The 18,385-nt window shown below is 67.2% G+C and carries 15 protein-coding genes; 10 read left to right on the top strand and 5 right to left on the bottom strand.

Annotated elements, in window-relative coordinates; genetic code table 11:
- The first annotated feature begins 83 nt into the window (after window positions 1–83).
- The 5 genes from ADE01S_RS25435 (at window position 84) to ADE01S_RS25415 (ending at window position 4,251) form a co-directional block, all read left to right on the top strand.
- Window positions 84–215 (top strand): entericidin A/B family lipoprotein, encoded by a 132-nt coding sequence (locus ADE01S_RS25435; RefSeq protein WP_062684528.1) that lies wholly within the window; start codon window positions 84–86, stop codon window positions 213–215.
- Window positions 216–427: 212 nt separating this feature from the next.
- On the top strand, window positions 428–859 hold the full coding sequence (locus tag ADE01S_RS25430; protein ID WP_062684527.1) for a BPTD_2524 family lipoprotein: 432 nt from the start codon (window positions 428–430) through the stop codon (window positions 857–859).
- A gap of 3 nt (window positions 860–862) precedes the next feature.
- Window positions 863–1,276, top strand: coding sequence for a hypothetical protein (locus tag ADE01S_RS25425; protein WP_062684526.1), 414 nt, complete (start codon window positions 863–865; stop codon window positions 1,274–1,276).
- Window positions 1,277–1,374: 98 nt separating this feature from the next.
- Window positions 1,375–2,667: an aspartate carbamoyltransferase gene (locus ADE01S_RS25420; RefSeq protein ID WP_062684525.1), complete on the top strand. Its 1,293-nt coding sequence runs from the start codon at window positions 1,375–1,377 to the stop codon at window positions 2,665–2,667.
- A gap of 147 nt (window positions 2,668–2,814) precedes the next feature.
- Window positions 2,815–4,251, top strand: a complete 1,437-nt coding sequence (locus tag ADE01S_RS25415; protein ID WP_062684524.1) for a diguanylate cyclase — start codon at window positions 2,815–2,817, stop codon at window positions 4,249–4,251.
- A 94-nt stretch (window positions 4,252–4,345) separates the two neighbouring features.
- Here ADE01S_RS25415 and ADE01S_RS25410 read toward each other — a convergent pair whose 3' ends face one another.
- Entirely contained in the window at window positions 4,346–5,245 is a 900-nt protein-coding gene (locus ADE01S_RS25410) for a recombination-associated protein RdgC (protein ID WP_062684523.1), read from the bottom strand.
- A gap of 150 nt (window positions 5,246–5,395) precedes the next feature.
- Between ADE01S_RS25410 and ADE01S_RS25405 the strand changes: the two genes are divergently transcribed.
- Window positions 5,396–5,605: a hypothetical protein gene (locus ADE01S_RS25405; protein WP_062684522.1), complete on the top strand. Its 210-nt coding sequence runs from the start codon at window positions 5,396–5,398 to the stop codon at window positions 5,603–5,605.
- Between the two features lie 469 nt (window positions 5,606–6,074).
- Here the strand turns inward: ADE01S_RS25405 and ADE01S_RS25400 are convergent, their stop codons facing one another.
- The 3 genes from ADE01S_RS25400 to ADE01S_RS25390 all read right to left on the bottom strand — a co-directional run bounded on the left by ADE01S_RS25400 (window position 6,075) and on the right by ADE01S_RS25390 (window position 10,115).
- Complete coding sequence (locus ADE01S_RS25400) at window positions 6,075–7,736, bottom strand: MFS transporter (protein ID WP_062684521.1); 1,662 nt, start codon at window positions 7,734–7,736, stop codon at window positions 6,075–6,077.
- A gap of 197 nt (window positions 7,737–7,933) precedes the next feature.
- On the bottom strand, window positions 7,934–9,310 hold the full coding sequence (locus tag ADE01S_RS25395; RefSeq protein ID WP_087881479.1) for a sensor histidine kinase: 1,377 nt from the start codon (window positions 9,308–9,310) through the stop codon (window positions 7,934–7,936).
- Window positions 9,311–9,425: 115 nt separating this feature from the next.
- Window positions 9,426–10,115, bottom strand: coding sequence for a response regulator transcription factor (locus tag ADE01S_RS25390; protein ID WP_062684519.1), 690 nt, complete (start codon window positions 10,113–10,115; stop codon window positions 9,426–9,428).
- A 317-nt stretch (window positions 10,116–10,432) separates the two neighbouring features.
- Here ADE01S_RS25390 and recA point away from each other — a divergent pair, with 317 nt between their 5' ends.
- Complete coding sequence (recA, locus tag ADE01S_RS25385) at window positions 10,433–11,494, top strand: recombinase RecA (RefSeq protein ID WP_056322539.1); 1,062 nt, start codon at window positions 10,433–10,435, stop codon at window positions 11,492–11,494.
- Window positions 11,495–11,621: 127 nt separating this feature from the next.
- Complete coding sequence (recX, locus tag ADE01S_RS25380) at window positions 11,622–12,326, top strand: recombination regulator RecX (RefSeq protein WP_062684518.1); 705 nt, start codon at window positions 11,622–11,624, stop codon at window positions 12,324–12,326.
- Window positions 12,327–12,347: 21 nt separating this feature from the next.
- Here the strand turns inward: recX and ADE01S_RS25375 are convergent, their stop codons facing one another.
- The gene (locus ADE01S_RS25375; protein WP_062684517.1) at window positions 12,348–13,265 is read right to left on the bottom strand and encodes a LysR family transcriptional regulator; all 918 of its coding nucleotides are present in this window, start codon (window positions 13,263–13,265) and stop codon (window positions 12,348–12,350) included.
- 141 nt (window positions 13,266–13,406) lie between these two features.
- Here ADE01S_RS25375 and metE point away from each other — a divergent pair, with 141 nt between their 5' ends.
- Window positions 13,407–15,704 carry a 5-methyltetrahydropteroyltriglutamate--homocysteine S-methyltransferase gene (gene metE, locus ADE01S_RS25370; protein ID WP_062684516.1) on the top strand — a complete coding sequence of 766 codons (2,298 nt, stop codon included), beginning with the start codon at window positions 13,407–13,409 and terminating at the stop codon, window positions 15,702–15,704.
- Between the two features lie 143 nt (window positions 15,705–15,847).
- The coding region (locus ADE01S_RS25365; RefSeq protein WP_156494264.1) for a non-ribosomal peptide synthetase at window positions 15,848–18,385 on the top strand (2,538 nt) is incomplete at its 3' end.

Genomic DNA, 18,385 nt, shown 5'->3' with positions numbered 1-18,385 from the left:
TTGCGGGCTCCGCGGGTGATGCCCAAATCGTAGGCTTTGCGGTATGCTGGGTTTCGATTTTCTCGGCCAGACAGGAGATATTCATGAAAAACAGAGTCTTTCTCGTCATGCTGCTCTCGATCGCCGCGCTGTCGGCGGGCTGCAACACGGTTGCGGGCGCGGGCAAGGACATCCAGCGCGGCGGGGAAAAGATCGAAGGCGCGGCCACCAAGTAGGCCGCGGCATCAGCCGCGTTCCCGGCCCGAGGCCGCGCGTGAAATGCCCCGCATTTCACGCGCGGCTTTTTTGTTTTGGGTGCCCCAAGACAAAAGCACCCCTCCGGGGGCAGCAAGCAAGCGGAGCTTGCGGCTACGCGCGGCGAGACTATTTGCCGCCTCTTCGGCTGGGGCATAATCTCGGAAATCCGAATCTCGAAGCGGGAAGTGTCATGCGCAAGTCTGTGTGGGTGGGAGTGGCGGCCGTGGTCGTATTGGCCGGCTGCGCGAGCAGGGGGGTCTACGAGTCCGATAGCGTCGTGAAAGAGACCTTCAGCGTCAATACCAACTACGAGGCCGCGTTCCGCCGCGCCGGCGAGTACGTGCGCGTCTGCCACGTCCAGGTGCAGCACGCCTATAACGTCGCCTATGCCTGGCGCCACGTGAAGGGCGAGAAGGGCGCGCCGGACGAAGTGCAGCTGTATAAGGTGACGGAGCCGGCCAAGGTGCTGGAGCTGATCTCCGCCGAGACCGACACGCCCTCCACCTCCAAGGTGACCATCACGGTCCTGGGCGAGAGCCCCTGGGACGCCGCGGAGATCGCCGCCGCCAAGGCATCGATCCAGAGCGCTACGCCCACGTGCCGCAAGGGCGCCGAAGGCTGATCCATGGATCCCCGCTCTCAGCAGATCCGCGCCAGCGCCGTGTCGTTCTCGCTATTCGTCGGGGCGTTCCGGTTCCTGGGGTGGCTCAACGGGGGCGCGGCGCTGATCCTGACGGCATTTCTGCTGGGCATCGTCGGCGGCGACATCGCGGCGCCGCCGGATCTGCAACTGCCGCTGGCGCTGCTGCTCGGCGGCTTCCTGGCGACCTGCCTGGGCGCGGTGTTCGCCTACCTGGCGCAGGTCAGCCTGTTGCGTCAAGGCTACACCGGGCATCTGACGCGCGGCCATTGGCCCGCGCAGCTGCTGGCCGTGTTCTGCTATCTCCTGGGCGCGCTGGCCTTCTGCGCGGCCTGCTGGCTCGCGGCCGGGCAGGCGGTGACGGACCCTCCTCAGATGACGGCCTATGTAAGCCGTTGATTCCGGGTAAACCCATGTGCGCAAAAGTGTTGGACTTGCGTTTGTGTTGAGAATAATATGCGCACTGCGTATATAAATCCTCCTCTTTGGGGCCCGTCATGACCATTTCCCAGCAAGCCTTCCTGCGCGACGCCATGCGGCGCCTGAACCTGACGCGCGATGTGTTCGCCACCCGCATCGGGGTCAAGCGGCGGGCCTTGGATACCTGGCTGCTCCCCGAGGGGTCGCAGGAATTCCGCGCCATGCCGGAAGTGGTGCAGCGTTTCGTCAGCGAAATCGTGCAGAACGGCGTTTTGCTGGAAAAGTATACGCAAAGCGTACAAGAAGGCCCCTTGCGCGACCGCATCGCCGTGGAAGGCAAGCATCAGTTGCTGTCCGTGGACCAGTTCACGCGCGAATCGGTCGAGGACCTGTTCCGCGTGGCCGACATGATGCAGCCGATCGCGCGCCGCCAGAAAGTCTCGCGCGTGCTGGAAGGCGCGGTGCTGGGCAACCTGTTCTTCGAGGCCAGCACCCGTACCCGCGTGAGCTTCGGCTCGGCGTTCTGCCGCCTGGGCGGCTCCGTGTGCGACACCACCGGCTTCACGTTCTCGTCCATGGCGAAGGGCGAATCCATCTACGACACCAGCCGCGTCATGAGCGGCTACGTCGATGCCATGGTCATCCGCCATCCCGACCAGGGTTCGGTCGCGGAATTCGCGCGCGCCACCAATATTCCCGTGGTCAACGGCGGCGACGGCCCCGGCGAGCACCCCAGCCAGGCCCTGCTGGACCTGTACACGATCCTCACCGAGTTCTCGCGCCTGGGCAAGCTGCTCGACGGCGCCCACATCGCCATGGTCGGCGACCTGAAGTACGGCCGCACGGTGCATTCGCTCATCAAGCTGATGGCGCTGTACAAGAACGTGAAGTTCTCGCTGGTGTCGCCGAAGGGGCTGGAAATGCCGTCCTACATCGTCGAGCAGGCCAGCCGCAACGGCAATGTGATCGAGCAGAAGACTTCACTGGCCGAAGGCCTGGCCGGCGCCGACGTGATCTACGCGACGCGGGTGCAGAAGGAGCGTTTCGCCAACGAAGAGAACGAAGGCTACACGCCCGATTTCCAGATCAACCGCGCCATCATCGACGCCTACTGCAGCCCCGAGACCATCGTGATGCACCCGCTGCCGCGCGACAGCCGCCCGGGCGCGAACGACCTGAGCGTGGATCTCAACCACGATCCGCGCCTGGCGATCTTCCGCCAGACCGACAACGGCATCCCTATCCGCATGGCGATCTTCGCGGTGCTGCTGGGCGTGGAAGGCCTGGTGCAGCATTCGATGCGCGACGTGACGTGGCAGCATCCGTCCCACGTCGGGCCGGACGATTCGACCTTCCACGGCCTGGACTGAACGCGACGCAGGTCCGAATACCCCTGCGCGGGCGGCGCCTGGCCGGCCTGCGCAGGGGGTTTTCAAGCATAATCCGCGCTAGCTTTTTCTGTCGCTTGTCGCGTGTCGCTCTCCAGGCACGCCTTGGAGCCTTCGGGCGGATTATCTATGTCTTCTAGCAGCCTTGGCTTCCCGTCTTCCCCCGGCCAGTCCGAGGGCCTACCCGGCCCGGCGTGCTACCTGACCGCGTCCAACGAACAGGCCTGGGAGGCGGTCTACCGGTCGGTCGATGCCTACACCCGCGGCCAGGTCGCGGCAGTGGTGGCCGACAGCGTCGGTCAGCTGGTGGATACCTTTTATTCCGTCCTGCTGGCCGATGCCGAGGCGGGGCCGCGGCTGTCCCATGAAATCGTGGCCAGCCGCCTCCACAGCGGCATGACCCGGTGGCTCAAGGGGCTGCTGTGCGTGCGCGACCAGGGCGACATCGGCGCCCTGATGGCCACGCAGAAGAAGGTGGGCGAAGTGCACGCCCGCGTCCATATTCCCATGCACCTGGTGATGACCGGGGCGCGCATCCTCAAGAACGAAATCGCGATGCGCCTGCGCGCCAGCGACCTGGACGGCATCGCCGCGTCCGTGGCGACCCAGTACGTGTGCAACCTGTTCGACCTGGCCGTCGAGCAGATGAGCCGCGCGTTCATGCGCGACATCAGCCGCGGCGCGCGCAACGACGAGGCCTACCGGCTCTTCGCGCTGGGGCAGAACATTTCCACCGAACGCGAGCGGCAACGCGCCGCGCTGCTGGAATGGAGCCAGGCCGTGCTGATCGGCCTGCACTACCGCGCGCCCGGGCAGTCCTTGCCGCGGCTGGCGGCCTCCGAGTTCGGGTTGTGGCTGCAGCACAAGGGCGGAGCGATGTTCGAGAGCGCGCCGGCGCTGCTCCAGATCACCGAGGCCGTCGCGCGGCTGGACCAGGAGGTCTTGCCGCAGTTGATGCGCGACGAGGCGCAGGGCCAGGCGTCCTCCATGCCGGACCACGTGCGCGAGCTGCAGGAACTGGTGGCGCGCATCAAGCACCTGCTCAACGGGCTGTTCGACATGGTGGCCGAGATCGAGAGCGGCAGCGACCCGCTGACCAACGTGCTGAACCGGCGCTTCCTGCCGTCGGTGGTCGGGCGTGAAATCTCGATCGCGCGCCGGCAGCGCAGCGAATTTTCGGTGCTGCTGCTGGACATCGACCATTTCAAGGCCATCAACGACGAGCACGGCCACTCCGGCGGCGACCAGGTGCTGCGGCAGTTCGCCGAGGTGCTGCACCAGTCGTGCCGCTCCAGCGACTTCGTCTTCCGCTACGGCGGCGAGGAATTCCTGGTGGTGCTGGTGGATGCGGGCCGCGATGCCGCGCTGGCCGCGGCGCAGAAACTGGGCGCCGAGATCCGGCGCCACGTGTTCTCCATTGCCGAGGCCGGCCCGCAGCACATCACGGCCAGCATCGGCGTGGCCACGTTCGACGGACACCCGGACTACGCCTACCTCATCGATCGCGCCGACAAGGCGCTCTACCGGGCCAAGCAGGCCGGCCGCGACCGCAGCGAGGCGGCGTAGCCGCGGCCCGCGGCCCGCGAAAAATGAAAACGCCCCGACGGGGCGTTTTCATTTGGGGCGCGGCGGGCAGGGCGGCCGCCTCGCCTGCCGGGGCTTAGACCTTCTTTTCGCCGCCCAGGGCTTCGACCAGCTCGGCCATCATCTTGGCCAGCTCGCCCGTCATCAGCATCATGTCGGAATCGAACTTCTCGTCGTCGTTGGAGGCCATGCTTTCGTTGCCTTCCTTCAGCACGTCCAGCGGCGCGACGCGCTTGATGTCCAGGCCTTCGGTCAGTACGAACGACACGCGGTCGGCCCAGGTCATGGCCAGGCGGGTGCACTGCTTGCCCGACTGGATGTGACGGCGGACGTCGTCGGCGTCGATCGAGTGCTTGACGTAGCGGATGGCCGCGCCGCTTTCACCCGACGAACGCAGTTCGGTGTCCTGGTCGATGGAGAAATTCGACGGCGCTTCGTCTTCGGCCAGCCAGCCGGTCATGGCCGAGGCGGGCGATTGCGCCACGTACAGGTTTTCCAGCGGGAAGGGATCGATGCACTTGGCCAGCAGGCCGATGACTTCGTCGGCCTTGGCCGAGGCGGCGGCATCGACCACGAGCCAATGGTTTTGCGTGTCGATCCACACGCGGGTGTCGCGGTACACGCTGAAGGCGCGCGGCAGGAGTTCGTCGGTGACGCGCTCCTTGATTTCCTTCATCTGCTTGCGGCCGGGCTTGTAGCCCTGCTGCTCTTCGATTTCCTGGGCGCGCGCCTTGGCGACCTGGTTCACGACGGTGCCGGGCAGGAGTTTCTTTTCGGCGCGCAGGCTGAGCAGGATCTGTCCATTGACCACATGGGCCAGCCCGCCGTTTTCACGCGGCGGGACCCAACCCAGGCTTTGCATTTCCAGGTTGTTGCCGGACTGGTAGGCGTGCCGCGCCAGCGTTTCTTCAAGCTGGTCGCCGACCAGCGTCCACGGCGAGGAGAGGCGATAAATCTTGAGATTCTTGAACCACATGAGCGTCGGCCAAAAGGGGTGATTCTATACGACGCGCAGGCATAGCCGAAGTGTTGCAATACGGCAGCGCGATGCGACACCTTCTGTCACTGACACCGGCCGCCCTATGCGCTACTGTCCGCGGCAGCAACGTCGAAGTGGAGATAACAAATGAAGATCGTTGGCATCATCCTGATCGTCCTGGGCATCGCCGCCCTGGCCTACAAGGGCTTCAACTACAAATCCGAGGAGACCGTGCTGCAGATCGGATCGGTGAAGGCTACCGCCGAAACCGAGAAGTCGGTGGCGATCCCCGCCTGGGCCGGCATCGCGGCCATCGTGGCGGGCGTGGTGGCGATCGGCGTGGGCATGCGCCGCTGATACCGCCGGCCGGCGGGCCCGAGAATGGCGACCGCCTCGCGGTCGCCATTCTTGCGTTTGCCGGACCCCACGGCAGGCACAAAAAAAAGCGGCCCGGCTCAATAAAGGCCGGGCCGGTACGGGAGCACACAATACCGCGTCATAAAAGGCTCGCGGGGAACGCGGTATCGGTGTCAGAACACTGGCCCTGCAATCGTCCGACAGGGGGATCAATCGTCGTCCGATCTGGCGCAAGGCCGTAATCTGAGCGCCCAGTCTAATGTCCAGGGTCTGACATGGTCCTGAATCCGCGAAATACATTGATCTGCCTCGTGGCGACCCGCAAGTCGCTTCACGGAAAAGCCTGCCTCGCCGTCGGGCCGCGTCCTCGACGGGTGGCAAACGCATTGCGCGGGCAAAAAAAAAGCTCCCAGAGGAGCTTTGAAAGGCCGGGCGGGCGCAGCAGTCCCGTCCGGCGGGGGATGGAAGGTTAGGCGTTGATGTCGTTGTCCTTGGTTTCGCGCACGAACAGCGTGCCGATGACCAGGGTCATGACCGCGATGATGATCGGGTACCACAGGCCGTCGTAGATGTTGCCGGTTGCGGCAACCACCGCGAAGGCCACCGGGGGCAGGAAGCCGCCGAACCAGCCGTTGCCGATGTGGTAGGGCAGGCTCATCGACGTGTAGCGGATGCGCGTCGGGAACATTTCCACCAGCATGGCGGCGATCGGGCCGTACACCATGGTCACGTAGATCACCAGGATGGTCAGCAGCACCACGACCATGACGTTGTTGGTCTGCGCGGGATCGGCCTTGGCGGGGTAGCCGTGGCTGCGGATCGCGCCGGTGAGCGCCTTGTCCAGTTCCGCGGCCTTGGCCTTGAAGTCGGCCGGAGCCATGGCCTTGCCGTCGAACGAGGCGAACTCGTCATTGCCGATCTTGACCTTGGCGACCGAGCCCGCCGGAGCGGCTTCGTTCTTGTAGTTCACCGAGTTGCGCGCCATGAACGACTTGACCACGTCGCAGGAGCTGGTGAACGACGAGGTGCCCACGGGGTTGAACTGGAACGAGCAGGTGGCCGGGTCCGCGATCACCGTGACGGGCGCCGTGGCCTGGGCCTTCTCCAGCGCGGGGTTGGCGAAGTGCGTGAGACCCTGGAAGAGCGGGAAGTAGGTGACGGCGGCGATCAGGCAGCCCGCCATGATGATGGGCTTGCGGCCGATCTTGTCCGACAGCGCGCCGAAGATCACGAAGAACGGCGTGCCGATCAGCAGCGCGAGCGCGATCATGATGTTGGCGGTGTTCGCGTCGACCTTCAGCGTCTGCGTCAGGAAGAACAGGGCGTAGAACTGGCCGGTGTACCAGACCACGGCCTGGCCGGCGGTCAGGCCCAGCAAGGCCAGGATCACGACCTTCAGGTTCTTCCACTGGCCGAAGGATTCGGCGATCGGGGCTTTGGAACCCTTGCCTTCTTCCTTCATGCGCTTGAAGGTGGGCGATTCGCTCAGTTGCAGGCGGATCCACACCGAGATGCCCAGCAGGACGACCGAGATCAGGAACGGAATGCGCCAGCCCCAGGCCTTGAAGTCGTCTTCGCCCATGAACGTGCGGATGCCGAGGATGACCAGCAGCGACAGGAACAGGCCCAGGGTCGCGGTGGTCTGGATCCAGGACGTATAGAAGCCGCGGCGGCCATGCGGCGCGTGCTCGGCCACATAGGTCGCGGCGCCGCCGTACTCGCCGCCCAGCGCCAGGCCTTGCAGCAGGCGCAGGACGATCAGGATGGCGGGCGCGGCCAGGCCGATGCTGGCGTAGCTGGGCAGGACCCCGACGAGGAAGGTGGACAGGCCCATGATCACGATCGTGACCAGGAACGTGTACTTGCGGCCGACGAGGTCGCCCAGGCGGCCGAACACCAGCGCGCCGAAGGGCCGCACGGCAAAACCCGCCGCGAAGGCCAGCAGCGCGAAGATGAAGCCCGCGGTGGGGTTCACGCCGGAGAAAAAGTGCTGTGCGATGATGGCCGCGAGCGAGCCGTAGAGATAAAAGTCGTACCACTCGAAAACCGTTCCCAGCGATGACGCAAAGATGACGCGGCGCTCATCCTTGGTCATCGGGCGCGGATCCGCGGAGGGGCCGCGGCCTGCCATGGTTGTTGTGCTCATGATGTCTCCTCGTTTTTGTTGCCGACGGTGGTCCGCCGTGCACCGCCCTCCGCCGGCGACACCGACACCGAGAGCTATACGCAACATTGGGGGGCGAGGCTGACGAGGTTCTGACGGGATCCTTACTTGAATCTTAAAATTGAAACAGTATGTTTCTTTCCCTGGGAGAACTAGGGATAGTCCTAGCTGTCCACGGGTTCCGGCGATTCGGCGTAGAGGGGGAAAACGACACGCACGCGCATGCCGGGCAGCGACGAATGCGCCGTGGGATGGTCGTGGATTTCGACGCTGGCCTGGTGCTTCTGCGCGATCTCGCGCACGATGGCCAGCCCCAGCCCGCTGCCGTCGGACAGGGTGCCGAGCACGCGGTAGAAGCGGTCGAACACGCGCTCGCGTTCTTCGGGCGGAATGCCGGGGCCGGAATCCTCGACCTCCAGCACGGCGCGGCCCTGCAAGGCCTGCACGCGCACCGTGATGTGGCCGCCGCGCGGCGTGTAGCGCAGCGCGTTGTCCACGAGATTGTTCAGGAGCTCGGCCAGCAGCAAGGGGTTGCCGTTGATCTCCACGGGCGCGTCCGCGCCTTCGAAGCCCAGGTCGGTGTTGAGCGACAGGGCTTGCGGCACCCAGTGCATGGCCTGCTCGTAGGCGATGGCGTTGATGTCGGTGCGGGCCAGCCCGATGGCGCTGGGGTTTTCGGCGCGGGCCAGCAGCAGCAGCTGGTTCACGAGGCGCGTCGCGCGTTCCGAGCCGGTCACGAGCTGGCGCAGGCTGGACTGCATTTCCTCGGGGCTGGCGTCGCGCAGCGCCAGTTCGGCCTGCGTGCGCAGGCCGGCCAGCGGCGTCTTCAGCTGGTGCGCCGCGTCGGCGACGAAGCGGCGCTGCGCCTGCACGTTGGAGGACAGGCGGTCCAGCAGGTCGTTCATGGCGGCCACCAGCGGCGCGATCTCGGATGGCGCGGCGCGCTCGTCGATGGGGGAGAGGTCGTCGGGCCGGCGCGCGCGCAGGCGCTGCTGGAGCGCGTTCAACGGGGCGACGCCGCGCGACAGGCCGAACCACACCAGCAGCACCGCGATGGGCAGCACCACGAACTGCGGAATGATCACGCCCTTGATGATGTCGTTGGCCAGCTGCGTGCGCTTTTCGACCGTCTCGGCGGCGATCAGCAGCGCGGGCTGCGTGTTCGGCAGGTGCAGGTCCACCCAGGTGAAGGCCAGCCGTATCCCGAAGCCGCGCAGCGTGGCGTCCTCGTACTGCACTTCGCCGGGCCGGGGCTGGCCCACGGTGGAGGGCAGGGGCAGCGCGCGGTCGCCGCCCAGGTATTCGCCGCGGCTGCCCAGCGCCAGCCAGAACACGCTATCGGTTTCGTCGGCGTGCAGCACATCGCGTGCGGCGTCCGACATCCTCAGCACCGCGCGCCCGTCCTGGGCATGGACCTGCCGGGTCAGCACGTGGAGATTGTTGGCCAGCGCGCGGTCGTAAGGCACGTTGGCGATGTTCTGCGCCACCACGTAGGTGATGGCGACGCTCATCGGCCACAACAGGAACAGGGGCGCCAGCATCCAGTCGAGGATTTCGCCCAGCAGGGACCGCTGCGGCGGCGCGAAGCTCGGGCCCTTGGACCCGGCCTGCATGACATCCAGTGCTTCCTGGTTGAGCGCCTCCGGATGCGCGGGTTCAGCTTGCGAGGTACGCCGCACCCTGGTCTCGTTCAAGACAGTAGCCCAGGCCGCGCACGGTCACGATCTTCACGCCGCTGGGCTCCAGCTTCTTGCGCAGGCGGTGGACGTAGACCTCGATGGCGTTGGTGCTGACTTCCTCGCCCCATTCGCAGAGGTGGTCGACGAGCTGGGTCTTGCTGACCATGCGGCCGCTGCGGGTCAGGAGGATTTCGAGCAGGCTGACCTCGCGGGCCGACAGGTCCAAAGTCTGGTCGTCCACCATGGCCACCCGGCCGGTCTGGTCGAACAGCAGCCGGCCGTGCTTGAGCAAGGTTGCGCCGCCGCCGGCGCCGCGCCGGGTCAGCGCCCGCACTCGGGCTTCGAGTTCCGACAGCGCGAAGGGCTTGGCCATGTAGTCGTCGGCGCCCAGGTCCAGGCCCTTGACGCGTTGTTCGATGCTGTCGGCGGCCGTCAGGATGAGCACGGGCAGGGCGGAGTTGCGGGCGCGCAGGCGGCGCAGCACTTCCAGCCCGGCCAGCTGCGGCAGGCCGAGGTCGAGGATGAGGAGGTCGAATGCCTGGGCCGCCAGCGCCGAATCGGCGGCCAGCCCGTCGCGCACGGCATCCACGGCGTAGCCATTGTGGCGCAACGAGCGGGACAGGCCGTCGGCCAGAATGCTGTCGTCTTCGGCGATCAGGATACGCATGGGCTACAGTAGAAGATGATCCCGCGCCGCGCGCGCTTTGCGCGCTTGCCGCCCCCCGGGGGGAAGCGCGATGGCTGGGGGCGGTCCGGCGGCGGTACGGGGACGAAACGCCGGGCTCGCTCTGGATTCTGGCATATGGCGCCCCGCTTGCCACTCAGGGTATACGTGCAAAACAGTGGCACACTGGTTTTTTGTACAGTATAATCCGATGCCATAATCTGATCCGTAGCTCAAAGCACCCGCCAGACCAGGCCCGCCGGGCACGCCGCGCGCGCAATCCCCTTCGACACCCAGATACGTTACAGACAGGACTCTACATGGACGACAAAACCACCAAGGCCGCCGCATCGGAAAAGGCCAAGGCACTTGCCGCCGCGCTTTCGCAGATCGAAAAGCAGTTCGGCAAGGGCTCGATCATGCGCTACGGCGACAACGAAGTCTCGCACGACATCCAGGTGGTTTCCACGGGTTCCCTGGGGCTGGACATCGCGCTGGGCGTCGGCGGCCTGCCGCGCGGCCGCGTGGTCGAAATCTACGGTCCGGAATCCTCGGGCAAGACCACGCTGACCCTGCAGGTGGTCGCTGAAATGCAGAAGCTGGGCGGCACTTGCGCCTTCGTCGACGCCGAACACGCGCTGGACGTGCAATACGCCTCCAAGCTGGGCGTGAACCTGGCCGACCTGCTGATCTCGCAGCCGGATACCGGCGAACAGGCCCTGGAAATCACCGACGCGCTGGTGCGCTCGGGTTCCGTCGACCTGATCGTCGTCGACTCGGTGGCCGCGCTGGTGCCCAAGGCCGAAATCGAAGGCGAGATGGGCGATTCGTTGCCCGGCCTGCAGGCCCGCCTGATGAGCCAGGCGCTGCGCAAGCTGACCGCCACCATCAAGAAGACCAATTGCATGGTCATCTTCATCAACCAGATCCGCATGAAGATCGGCGTGATGTTCGGCAACCCGGAAACCACCACCGGCGGCAACGCGCTCAAGTTCTACGCATCGGTGCGCCTGGACATCCGCCGCATCGGCTCGATCAAGAAGGGCGACGAAGTCGTGGGCAACGAAACCCGCGTCAAGGTCGTGAAGAACAAGGTGGCCCCGCCGTTCAAGCAGGCCGAGTTCGACATCATGTACGGCGCCGGCATTTCGCGCGAAGGCGAGATCATCGATCTGGGCGTGGCCGCCAACGTGGTGGACAAGTCCGGCGCGTGGTACAGCTACAACGGCAACCGCATCGGCCAGGGCAAGGACAATGTCCGCGAGTACCTGAAAGAGCACAAGGACATGGCCATCGAGATCGAGAACCGCGTGCGCGAGAACCAGGGCATCGTCAGCCGCGCCGCTGAATTCGTGCCCACGGCGGAAGACACCGCCGAATAAGCCCGGGGGCTGGCGGGCCCTCGTTCAGGGCCCGCCGCAACAGGGCGCGGCAGGTCCGGGCCCGGCCTGGTGAATCGCGGCAGGCGCCAGGATGGGCCTGCCGTTATGCATAGCAAGCAGGAAACGCATGAGCTGGAAACCGCCCCACGCGTCAGCCGATCGTCTTCGCGCCAAGCTGGATGACGAGTTCGAAACCGTCGCCAGGCCCGAGGGCCTGCGCCGCACGTCGGACGCCCGGCGCGAGGGCGGCGAAGCCTCGGCCGCGGAGGCCGAAGGGCAATGGCGGCGCAGCTCCGAGGAGCGGAGCGCTGGCCGCGGCCGCCGGGCCGCCGCCGCAAGCGCCGGCTTCGCGGGCGGCCCCGATGACGCCGCCGCAGGCAAGCCCGCGCGCAGCGGGCCCTCGTTGAAAATGCGCGCCGTGGGCTATCTGTCGCGGCGCGAGCACGCCCGCGGCGAACTGGCCCGCAAACTCGCCGCCCATGCGGAAGATCCCGCCGAAGTCGAGGCCGTGCTCGATGCCCTGGAGAAAGAGGGCTGGCTGTCCAACGAACGTTTCGCCCAGGGGCTGGTGCATCGGCGCGCCTCGCGCCAGGGCACGGCGCGCATCGTCCAGGAGCTGCGCCAGCACGGCGTGGACGACAACCAGGTCGCCGAATTGCGCGACCAACTGCGGGCCACGGAGTACGACCGCGCGCTGGAAGTCTGGAAGAAGCGCTTCCATGCCAAGCCGGAAGACCGCGCGGCCTACGCCAAGCAGGCCCGCTTCCTGGCCAGCCGCGGCTTCGCGCACGACGTGATCCGCCGCATCCTGGGCGAAGGCGACGAGGACTGAGCGCGCCTGCCGCCGGCCCGCCTATTTCGCCGACTTGATCCCCGACAGCGTCTTGAAGCAGACGTCGCGGGTGATGCTCAGGAATTCGTCGATGTACGACGCGTCCGTGTCTTCGCTGCGCACCGTGGCGTACAGCGTGCGCCACACGCCTTGCGGCCCCAGCCGGCACAGGCGCAGCCATCCCTGGTTCATGTATTCCGTCAACGCCCAGTTGGGCAGCGCGGCCACGCCCCGGTTGCTGGCCACCAACTGCGCGATGATCGGCGTCAGTTCGGCCTTGCGCACGGCGGCCGGCTCCACGTCGGCCGGGTCCAGGAAGGCCGTGAAGATGTCCAGGCGCTGTTTATCCACCGGGTAGGTGATGAGCGTCTGGTCGGCCAGCTGTCCGGGCAGGATGAATTTGCTGCCGGACAGCGGGTTGGCGTCGGACACGGCCAGCACCAGCTCGTACTTGAACAGCGGCAGGTATTCGACGGCGTCCAGCGGCTGCGGGTCCGAGGTGATGACGAGGTCCAGGTCGCCGCGCACCAGCGCGGGCAGGGGAGCGAACGAGAACGCGGCCGACAGGTCCAGCGCCACATCGGGCCATTGGACGCGGAAGGCGTCCAGGGCCGGCATCAGCCACTGAAAGCAGGAATGGCAGTCGATGGCCAGGTGCAGCCGCCCCGTGCGCCCGGCGGCCAGCCGCTGGAGATCGCGTTCGGTCGAGCGGATGCGGGGCAGCACTTCGTCGGCCAGCGCCAGCACGCGCAGGCCGGCGGTGGTCAGGCGCGCGGGCCGGGTGCGGCGGTTCAGCAGGGGCGTGCCCAGCCGGGTTTCGAGGTCGCGCAACTGATGCGACAGCGCGGACTGGGTCAGGTGCAGGCGTTCGGCGGCCTCTTGCAGGCTGCCGCCTTCACGGATCGCCGTCAGCGTCTCTAGATGGCGGATTTCGAGCATGGGAATCCAGGCATGGGAGAATGAGCTTGTATTCTATGAGATATGCTCATGTTATGGATGTAGACATTGATTTTGATTCATGTTGATTTGGCGTCAGAATAACCGTCACGTGAACAGATTTTGTCTAACGGCGGTATTTCCATGACTATTATTCATAACCTGGGGTTCCCCCGCATCGGCGCCCAGCGTGAATTGAAGCGCGCCGTCGAGGCCTATTGGGCCGGCAAGCAAACCGCTGAAGCGTTGGAGCGGACCGGCCGCGAACTGCGTGCCCGGCACTGGAAGCTGCAGGCCGACGCCGGCCTGAAGTTCGTGCCCGCCGGTGATTTCGCCTGGTACGACCAGATCCTGGAATGGACCACGCTGCTGGGCGCGGTGCCCGCGCGCTTCGGCCAGAAGGACGGCGAAGCCGTGTCGCTGGACACGCTGTTCCGCATGGGCCGCGGCCGCGCGCCGTCGGGCAAGCCCGCCGCCGCCTGCGAAATGACCAAGTGGTTCGATACCAACTACCACTACATCGTGCCGGAGCTGGTGCCGGGCCAGACCTTCCGCATCGCCCGCGAATCGCTGTTCGAGCAGATCCAGGAGGCGCAGGCGCTGGGGTACGCCGTCAAGCCCGTCATTCCCGGTCCCTTGACCTGGCTGTACCTGGGCAAGGGCGACGCCTACGCCGAGGGCGCCGCCGATGCCGGCAAGCTGCAATTGCTGGCCGCGCTGCTGCCCGTCTACCAGGAAGTGCTGGCGCGCTGCGCCAAGCTTGGCGTGCAATGGGTGCAGATCGATGAGCCCATCCTGGCGCTGGATCTGCCGCAAGCCTGGCGCGACGCCTTTCGCGAGGCCTATGCCACCTTGTCCGCCAACCCGGTCAAGCTGCTCGTGGCCACCTATTTCGACGGCTTGAGGGACAACCTGCCGACGGCGCTGGGCCTGGACGTGGCCGGCCTGCACGTGGACCTGGTCCGCGCGCCCGAGCAACTGGCCGAGGTGGTTTCAGGCCTGCGCGGGGACCAGGTGCTGTCGGCCGGCGTCATCAACGGCCGCAATGTCTGGCGCACCGATCTCGACGCCGCCATCGCCACGCTGGCGCCGATCAAGCAGCAACTGGGCGATCGCCTGTGGCTGGCCCCGTCGTGCTCGCTGCTGCACGTGCCGGTGGACCTGGCCCACGAAACCGAACTGGATGCCGAGCTCAAGAGCTGGTTGTCGTTCGCCGCGCAGAAGCTGGACGAACTGAGTCTGCTGGGCCGCGCGCTGGACAACGCCGCCGACGCCTCGGTCCAGGCCGGGCTGGCTGCCCAGCGCGCCGCGCTCGCCTCCCGCCGCTCGTCGGCCCGCATCCACAATCCGGTGGTCGGCCAGCGCATGGCCGCCGCCGCCGGCGTGTCTCGCGACCGCGCGCCGTTCGCTGGCCGCATCGCCAGCCAGCAGGCGCAACTCGGCCTGCCCGCCTATCCGACCACGACGATCGGCTCATTCCCGCAGACCGCGGAAATCCGCGCGCTGCGCCGCGACTGGAAGGCCGGCGCCCTGACCGACTCTGCCTACGAATCGGCCATCCGCAAGGAAATCGAGGAAGTGATCCGCTTCCAGGAGAAGGTGGGGCTGGACGTGCTGGTGCACGGCGAGCCCGAGCGCAACGACATGGTCGAGTACTTCGGCGAGCTGTTGGCCGGCTTCGCCTTCACCAAGAACGGCTGGGTGCAAAGCTACGGCTCGCGCTGCGTCAAGCCGCCGATCATCTTCGGCGACGTGGCCCGCCCGGCGCCGATGACCGTGGGCTGGTCGTCCTACGCGCAGTCGCTGACGGACAAGCCCGTCAAGGGCATGCTGACCGGTCCGGTCACGATTCTGCAGTGGTCCTTCGTGCGCGACGACCAGCCGCGCGAACAGACCTGCCGCCAACTGGCGCTGGCGTTGCGCGACGAAGTCGTGGACCTGGAGGCGGCGGGCATCGGCGTCATCCAGATCGACGAGCCCGCCATCCGGGAAGGCCTGCCGCTGCGCCGCGCCGACTGGCAGGCATACCTGGCCTGGGCCGTGGATTGCTTCCGCCTGTCGACCGCCGGCGTTCGCGATGAAACGCAGATCCACACCCACATGTGCTATTCGGAGTTCAACGACATCATCGAGTCCATCGCGGCGATGGATGCGGACGTGATCACCATCGAAACCTCGCGCTCCAACATGGAGTTGCTCAAGGCCTTCGAAGACTTCCGCTACCCGAACGATATCGGTCCCGGCGTGTACGACATCCATTCGCCGAACGTGCCCGACGTGGACTGGATGGTCGGTTTGATGGAAAAGGCGGCCGCCCGCCTGCCCAAGGAACGTCTCTGGGTCAATCCTGACTGCGGCCTGAAGACACGCGCCTGGCCTGAAACCGAAGCCGCGCTCATCGGCATGGTGCAAGCGGCCCGCGCGCTGCGCGAAGCCGCCTGATCCCGGGCGCGCGGAGCGGCAGCTCCGCGGCGCCGGCGCGGAGTGCCCCTGAGGGGGCACTTTTTTTTTCGGCCGCTTGAACGAAATGGCGCGGCGCCGGTCCATAGGCAAAAAATCCTCCTTGCCGGATCGTTGCCGCTCACATGATTCTCCACGGCCCTTATCGGGCGGACCTGCTGCGTGCCGAAACGCTGCCCGATATTCTCGAAGCCACGATCCGCCGGCATCCCGCCGCCATCGCCATTCACTGGCAGGATCAGATCCTCACTTACGACATGCTGGGCCAGCGCGCCGACCTGGCCGCGCACCACCTGATCCAGGCGGGCGTGCGGCCCGGGCAGGTCGTGGGCCTGTGCCTGCCGCGTGGGGCCGAACTGCTGGCGATGCAGGCCGCCATCGCCAAGGCGGGCGCCGCCTGGCTGCCCTTCGAATCCGATACGCCCCCCGACCGCATGCGCGACTGCCTGCTGGACGCGGGCGCCCAAGGCCTGATCGCCGGCGGCGACGTCCGGCTCGACGGGCTGGAGACCTGGACGCCCTGGCAGCTGTCCGATCCCGTGGAAGGGCCGCTGCGCGCGAGGGAAGGGCTGCTGCCCACGCATCCCGCGTACGTGATCTATACCTCCGGCTCCACCGGCAAACCCAAGGGCGTGGCCATCAGCCATGCCAGCATCTGCCATTTCCTGCGCAGCGAGAACGAGGTGCTCGGCGTGCGCCACGGCGACAAGGTCTACCAGGGCTTTTCCGTGGCCTTCGACATGTCGTTCGAGGAAATCTGGATCAGCTACCTCGCGGGCGCGGCCTTGTGGGTCGCGCCCAAGATGCTGACGACCGATCCGGAAGCGCTGCCGCTGGCGCTCGCGCGCGAAGGCGTCACGGTGCTGCACGCGGTGCCGACGCTGCTCGCCCTGTTCGCGCACGACGTGCCCGGACTGCGCATCGTGAACCTGGGCGGCGAGGCCTGTCCGGATTTCCTGGCACGGCGCTGGGCGACGCCCGGACGTCGGCTCTTCAACACCTATGGCCCCACCGAGACCACGGTGTCGGCCAGCCTGGCCGAGCTGTTTCCTGGCGAGCCGGTGACGATAGGCGCGCCCCTGCCCAACTACGGCATGCTGATCCGGGGCGAAGACGGTTCGGTGCTGCCCCAGGGGCAGGTGGGCGAGCTGTGCATCACCGGCCCGGGCGTGGCGGACGGCTACCTGGGACGGCCTGAGCTGACGGCCGAGAAGTTCCTGGCCAACCCCCGCCCCGGCGGCGATCACGACACCCGGATGTACCGCAGCGGCGATCTGGCCCGCATCGACGACGCGGGGCGGATCGTCTGCCTGGGCCGCAGCGACGACCAGGTCAAGGTTCGGGGGTTCCGCGTCGAACTGGGCGAGATCGAGGCGGCGCTGTACCGCCAGCCCGGCGTGGGCGCGGCCGCCGTGGTGCTGCGCGACCTGGCCGGCATCGAGCAGCTGGTCGCCTTCGTGGCGCCGGAAGGCGACGTCCGGCTCGATGCGCACGCGCTGCGAAGCGCGCTGGCGGCGGATCTGCCCGCCTATATGATTCCGGCCCGCTTCGAATCGACGGCCGAGGTGCCGCGCCTGACGTCGGGCAAGATCGACCGCAAGGCGCTCAAGGCGCGGGAACTGGAGGCCGCCGCCGGCGGACCCGGCGCGGAAGACGATGCGCCCGCCACGCCTGGCGCGCAGGCGCTCTTCGAGGCGCTGCGCCCCTTGTTCCCCGGGCAGCCCCTGCGCCTGGCCAGCGATTTCTTCCGCGACCTGGGCGGCCATTCGCTGCTGGCGGCGCGGCTGGTGTCGTCGCTGCGCAAGCATCCGCGCTACGCCGCGCTCACGATGCACGAGTTGTATCAGCACCCGGAGCTGGGCGCGCTGGCGACCCGGATGGACGCGCTGGCCCCGGCCGGAACTCAGGCCGAGACCCGGGCCGAGGCCCAGGCCGAGGCCTCCGCCGACATACCGCCGGCGCCGCCGCGCTGGCGGCGCTGGACTTGCGGCATGGCGCAGCTGGCCGCCTTGCCGCTGCTGATCGGCGTGCGCATGCTGATCTGGCTGACGCCATTCTTCACCTATCACTATTGGACGGGCGACGAGGGCGATTCGGTCTGGCGCGCCGTGGCCCTGTCCATCGCCAGCTACCTCGCCTGCAACCTGCTGAGCTTCGGCGTGGCCGTGGCGTGCAAGTGGGCCATCCTCGGGCGCCTGCGAGCGGGGCGCTACCCGCTCTACGGCTGGACGTTCTACCGCTGGTGGCTGGTGGACCGGATCCTGGACATTCCGCCGGCCCACCTGCTGGCCGGTTCGCCGCTGCAGGTCTGGTACCTGCGCGCGCTGGGCGCGCGGATCGGCCGCGACGCGGCCATCGGCCGCATCTCCGTGCGCGCGCCCGACCTGCTGGCGGTGGGCGACGGCGTCAGCATCGGCGCGGCCGTGAACCTGGAGAATTTCTCGGTGCGGGGCGACGTCTGGGAAGTGGCGCCGATCACGCTGGAGGACGAGGCCTACATCGGCTCCTACGCCGTGCTCCAGGGCGACGTGGCCATGGGGCGGGGCGCCCGGCTGGGCGGCTTGTCGTCGCTGCCGCGCGGGACGCGGGTGCCGGCCGGGCAGTGCTGGACGGGCGCGCCGGCCCGCCACGACCCGCAGGCCCGCCCGTCGGAACTGCCGCCC

The organism is Achromobacter denitrificans NBRC 15125 (genome assembly GCF_001571365.1).
Taxonomy (GTDB): Bacteria; Pseudomonadota; Gammaproteobacteria; order Burkholderiales; family Burkholderiaceae_B; genus Achromobacter; species Achromobacter denitrificans.
This window is presented reverse-complemented; position numbering and strand designations above follow the sequence as displayed.

Excerpts from the sequence above, each read along its gene's own strand:
- ADE01S_RS25435 (WP_062684528.1), top strand. The coding sequence starts at position 84 with ATGAAAAACAGAGTCTTTCTCGTCATGCTGCTCTCGATCGCCGCGCTG.
- ADE01S_RS25430 (WP_062684527.1), top strand. The coding sequence starts at position 428 with ATGCGCAAGTCTGTGTGGGTGGGAGTGGCGGCCGTGGTCGTATTGGCC.
- ADE01S_RS25425 (WP_062684526.1), top strand. The coding sequence starts at position 863 with ATGGATCCCCGCTCTCAGCAGATCCGCGCCAGCGCCGTGTCGTTCTCG.
- ADE01S_RS25420 (WP_062684525.1), top strand. The coding sequence starts at position 1,375 with ATGACCATTTCCCAGCAAGCCTTCCTGCGCGACGCCATGCGGCGCCTG.
- ADE01S_RS25415 (WP_062684524.1), top strand. The coding sequence starts at position 2,815 with ATGTCTTCTAGCAGCCTTGGCTTCCCGTCTTCCCCCGGCCAGTCCGAG.
- ADE01S_RS25410 (WP_062684523.1), bottom strand. The coding sequence starts at position 5,245 with ATGTGGTTCAAGAATCTCAAGATTTATCGCCTCTCCTCGCCGTGGACG.
- ADE01S_RS25405 (WP_062684522.1), top strand. The coding sequence starts at position 5,396 with ATGAAGATCGTTGGCATCATCCTGATCGTCCTGGGCATCGCCGCCCTG.
- ADE01S_RS25400 (WP_062684521.1), bottom strand. The coding sequence starts at position 7,736 with ATGGCAGGCCGCGGCCCCTCCGCGGATCCGCGCCCGATGACCAAGGAT.
- ADE01S_RS25395 (WP_087881479.1), bottom strand. The coding sequence starts at position 9,310 with ATGCTGGCGCCCCTGTTCCTGTTGTGGCCGATGAGCGTCGCCATCACC.
- ADE01S_RS25390 (WP_062684519.1), bottom strand. The coding sequence starts at position 10,115 with ATGCGTATCCTGATCGCCGAAGACGACAGCATTCTGGCCGACGGCCTG.
- recA (WP_056322539.1), top strand. The coding sequence starts at position 10,433 with ATGGACGACAAAACCACCAAGGCCGCCGCATCGGAAAAGGCCAAGGCA.
- recX (WP_062684518.1), top strand. The coding sequence starts at position 11,622 with ATGAGCTGGAAACCGCCCCACGCGTCAGCCGATCGTCTTCGCGCCAAG.
- ADE01S_RS25375 (WP_062684517.1), bottom strand. The coding sequence starts at position 13,265 with ATGCTCGAAATCCGCCATCTAGAGACGCTGACGGCGATCCGTGAAGGC.
- metE (WP_062684516.1), top strand. The coding sequence starts at position 13,407 with ATGACTATTATTCATAACCTGGGGTTCCCCCGCATCGGCGCCCAGCGT.